Consider the following 600-nt stretch of genomic DNA (forward strand, 5'->3'; position numbering starts at 1 on the left):
TCACCCACGACGCCGTAGTCGGCGATCTCGAAGATCGGCGCCTCCGGGTCCTTGTTCACCGCGACGATCGTCTTCGACGTCTGCATGCCCGCGCGGTGCTGGATCGCGCCGGAGATGCCCAGCGCGACGTACAGCTGCGGCGAGACCGTCTTACCGGTCTGGCCGACCTGGAACTGGTGCGGGTAGTAGCCGGAGTCGACGGCGGCACGCGAGGCACCCACAGCGGCGCCCAGCGTGTCGGCCAGCTTCTCCACGACCTCGAACTGGTCGGCTGAACCGACACCGCGACCACCGGAGACCACGATGCTGGCCTCGGTGAGCTCGGGGCGGTCGCCGGCCTCGGCCGGCTGCCGGCCGGTGATCTTGGCGCCGGCCGCGGCCGGAACCTCGACCTGCTCCACCGCGGCGGCACCGGAGGCCTGCTCGGCCTCGATGCTGCCCGGCAGCACGGTGACGACCGGGGTGCCCTTGGCGACCTTCGCCTTGGCGTCGTAGGTGCCACCGAACAGCGAGTGCGACGCGACGCCCTCACCGTCGATGTCCACGACCTCCGACAGCAGACCGGAGTCCAGGCGGATCGCCAGGCGACCGGCGATCTCC

1 protein-coding gene is annotated in these 600 nt (G+C 71.2%); it reads right to left on the bottom strand.

The window, feature by feature from the left end; genetic code table 11:
* Window positions 1-600: electron transfer flavoprotein subunit alpha/FixB family protein (locus tag EIL87_RS22940; protein WP_148101525.1), on the bottom strand; the 600-nt coding region annotated here is incomplete at both ends.

The sequence above is a fragment of the Saccharopolyspora rhizosphaerae genome (genome assembly GCF_003931915.1).
GTDB lineage: Bacteria > Actinomycetota > Actinomycetes > Mycobacteriales > Pseudonocardiaceae > Saccharopolyspora > Saccharopolyspora rhizosphaerae.